This window comes from Fundidesulfovibrio sp., from assembly GCF_058402725.1.
Genome location: NZ_JBZVFJ010000232.1, coordinates 1 through 3,525, shown reverse-complemented (window position 1 = coordinate 3,525; position 3,525 = coordinate 1). Strand labels below are relative to the sequence as shown.

Below are 3,525 nucleotides of genomic sequence, written 5' to 3'. Positions count from 1 at the left end.
GGGTCGGAAGGACTCGGCTGCCACGCGGTAGTAGGGTAGGAAGAGCGAGTCGCGCCGGATGGTCTCCTGCCGCCGCGCGAGCAGCGCCAGCGATTCGGGATCGGTCAGCCTGCCGTCGCGCCAGATCTCGGGGGCCTGGGGGGAGAAGTCGCAGGGCAGGCGCGTCTCCAGGCCCGCGAGGGGCACATGCTGGAGCATCTCCGGAAAGAGGGGGTCCAGGGGGAAGACGCGGCAGCCCAGGGGACGGCGTTCGTAGACGGAGCAGGTGTCGTCCGGGGCCAGGGAGGGGCAGCGGGCCTGGCCTGCCTGGAAGTCGCCCAGGGCGGCGGCCCCCACGGTGACGAAGGTGGCCAGGCGCTGGGAGCCCGAGGGCGCGCGCCCCACGCGGAACACCAGATCGCGGCTGGCGTCCATGGCCAGCTTGTCCTTGCGGAAGGCCAGCGCGGTGAAGAGCTCCTCGTGGGTGATGGGCAGGACCGGCCGGTTGGCGGCGAAGTCGTCCAGGTTCCAGGTCTCCATGGAGAAGACCAGGGCCAGGAGGAAGGATTCGTCGTGGTCCAGGGCCTCCGCCAGGCCCAGGGGGATGCTGGCGCGGCAGCAGCGGCCGCAGCGGGTGCACTGGAAATGCTTGGATGCCATGCGGGGCGACGCCTTTGGGTTCGGGTGAGCACGTAGCCGGTCCGTGCGGACCGGCGCGCGCATTGTGGACGGGGAAGGCCCGTGCGTCAACAGCGGGGTGTGGGTCAGGGCGCGGGGTCCAGGGGGGCGTCGCCCAGGGGCAGCTCCAGAGTGAAACGCGCGCCGCGGCCGGGGGCCGAGTCCACGGCCATGCGACCGCCGTGGCCTTTGACCACGATGAAGTAGGAGACCGAGAGCCCAAGGCCAGTGCCCACGCCCGTGGGCTTGGTGGTGTAGAAGGGCTCGAAGGCGCGGCGGCGCGTTTCGGGGCTCATGCCCGGGCCGTTGTCCTCGAGGACGGCCCGGACGAGGCCGGGAAGAGCGTGCAGGCGCAGGGCGATGCGCGGCCCCTCCGGGCGCGTCGGGGCTTCGGCCATGGCCTGGGCGGCGTTGCGCAGGATGTTCAGGAACACCTGTTCGATCTCGGTTTCGGTGCAGGGCACGGGGGGGAGGTTTGGTTCAAAATCCCTGTCGATGGTGATGCGCTTGAAATCGTAGCTTTTCTTGAGGTCGTAGTCGTTGGCGGCCAGGGCCAGGGCCTTTTCCAGGATGGCGGCCAGGTCGCAGGGCTTGCGGCGCGACTCGCTGCTGCGGCTGAAGTCCAGCATGTGGCGGATGATGCTCGCGGCGCGCACGGCGGCGCCCTGGATGTCCTGCACGAACACGTCGAGCTGGCGGGCCTGGAAGTAGCGGGCCACGAGGCCCATGTCCACGCCCACCTCGCGGGCGGCCTCGATGTTTTTCGGGTGGTCGGGGCGGGTGCGCTGCACGAGGTTCTGGGAGGCCTGGACCACGATGCCCAGGGGGTTGTTGATCTCGTGGGCGATGCCCGCCGCGATGCCGCCCACGGAGAGCATCTTTTCGGTCTGGATCATCATCTCCTGGATTTTCCGGGCCTGGGTGACGTCGTGCAGGAGGATCATGATCCAGAGGCCGGACTCGGTTTCGATGATCTGGCCGGAGACGGAGACCCTGAAGGATTGCCCGTCCTTGCGGTGGCCCTCGAACTCGCGGCCCACGACGCGGCCCCTGCGCAGCACGTCGGCGTGGAAGGCGTCCAACTTGGGGCGGTCGATCTCCGGTTCGATCTGGGGGATGGTGCGCCCCAGCACCTCGGCGGGGTCGAAGCCCGTGAGGCGGGTGTAGGCCTCGTTGACGGCGAGAACGCTCAGGTCGTTGGCGTCCAGGAGCAGGGCGGCCTCAGGCGAGAGGCGAAACAGCAGGGAGAAGCGTTCCTCGGAGCGGCGCAGGGTGGCCAGCACTTTCCGCAGCGCCCCGAGAGCCAGGGCCACCAGGACCAGGGTGCCCAGGGCCACGCCGACGTTCACGGCGGCCAGGTGGTTCACCGGGGAGATCATCAGGGCCTCATCGGCCTCCACGGCCAGGATCCAGCCCGTGGAGCGGTTGATCTTGGCCAGGCAGATGCGCGTGACGCCCTGACGATCGAAACGCACCAGCTGATTGGACCCTGCGCCGTGGGCGATCAGGGGGACGAAGGGGGCCGGCTGGAAGGCGGGCTGGTCGCCCCGGGTCGGAGCGGCCAGCACGGCGCCGTGCTCGCCCAGGATGAAGCCGACGCCGTGTCCCCCCAGATGCGGCAGGGCCAGGATGTCGCGGGCGAAGGCGGCGGTGTCCCGGATGGCCACCACGACGCCGCGCACGGAGCCGTCGGCCGCGCGGACGGGCTGCGAGGAGACCAGGATGGGCCGTGCGGTCACCCGGGAGGTTCCCACCGTCTCCAGGACGGAGCGGCCTTCGCGGGCTTCGCGGTAGTAGCGCCGGTCGGACACGTCCAGGGTCCCGGCCAGGGCGGGGTTGGAGGCCAGGACGATCGCGCCTTTCATGTTCATCAGGTAGAAGCGTTCGAAAACGCCGTCCTCCACCAGGCTTTCCAGTTTGCGGCGCGCGGCGGCGCGGGCCGATCCGCCCAGGTAGCTCTCCTCCAGGGCCAGCAGGAGCACGGGTTCCTGGCTCACCAGGCGGGTCTGGAAGATCATGCCGCGCACCTGCACGTCCACCTCGTGGTCCAGGAAGTCCAGGCTCTGGAGAAACTGGGTGCGGGCCAGCTCTTCCACCGTCTTGCGCGTGTGGGAGTAGGCCAGGGCCGTGCTGACCACGGCCCCGGCGAACACCGCCAGCAGCACGGCCAGGAGCTGGCGGTCCGAGGCCAGTCGGCGGATGAGCGCGCCGCGCAGACCCCTCATCGCACCACCACCTCGCCCGCCTCGATGAATTCGTAGGGGATTTTCAGGCCCAGCCTCTCGGCGGTGCGCAGGTTCAGGAAGACGATGCCCCGGTCGTTGATGCGTACGGGGAGCGTTCCGGCAGCCGCCTTGGCCGTGAGGATCTCCCGCACCATGCCGCCGGCCAGGAACCCCTGCTCTTGCCCTGATTCCAGCACGCCCGCCAGATGGCCGTGGTCGCGGGAGAAGTCGGTGAAGCCCAGGGTGGGCTTGCGCACCACCGAGTCGTTCCAGGCGGCCACCTGCTCGGGGGGGACCACCAGGCCCGTCTCCTCATCGACGAGGGAGTGGTAGAGCCCCAGGGCAAGGGCGTCGGCGCGCTCCTGGAGTTCCAGCACCTTGCGCCTCCAGGCCTGGAAGGTTGCCACCTGCTCCACGGCGGCCAGGCGCAGGGCGAAGGGGCCGTTGCGGCCCTGGTCGTCGCGCAGGTCGTCCAGGACGAAGCCGGCGGATTCGGAGTTGTCCAGGAGCAGAGCCACGGAGCCGCTTGCGGGGAAGAGCTGGCGCAGGAAGGCGAAACCCTCGCGGAAATGCCAGCGCTCGCGCACGCCGGAGACGTTGGACGCCGGGTAGCCATAGAGCGCCAGGGGGGCGTTGACCCCGC

General features: G+C 70.0%; 3 protein-coding genes. All 3 read right to left on the bottom strand.

All coding sequences use genetic code 11. From position 1 onward, the window contains the following. Positions 1-639 (bottom strand): YkgJ family cysteine cluster protein (locus ACV4UX_RS17920; protein ID WP_491594643.1); only part of this gene is annotated, 639 nt, incomplete at its 3' end. A 104-nt stretch (positions 640-743) separates the two neighbouring features. Then, positions 744-2,882 (bottom strand): sensor histidine kinase, encoded by a 2,139-nt coding sequence (locus ACV4UX_RS17915; protein WP_491594642.1) that lies wholly within the window; start codon positions 2,880-2,882, stop codon positions 744-746. Further along, positions 2,879-3,525 (bottom strand): ABC transporter substrate-binding protein (locus tag ACV4UX_RS17910; protein WP_491594641.1); only part of this gene is annotated, 647 nt, incomplete at its 5' end. The genes ACV4UX_RS17910 and ACV4UX_RS17915, both read right to left, overlap by 4 nt.

Excerpts from the sequence above, each read along its gene's own strand:
- ACV4UX_RS17915 (WP_491594642.1), bottom strand. The coding sequence starts at position 2,882 with ATGAGGGGTCTGCGCGGCGCGCTCATCCGCCGACTGGCCTCGGACCGC.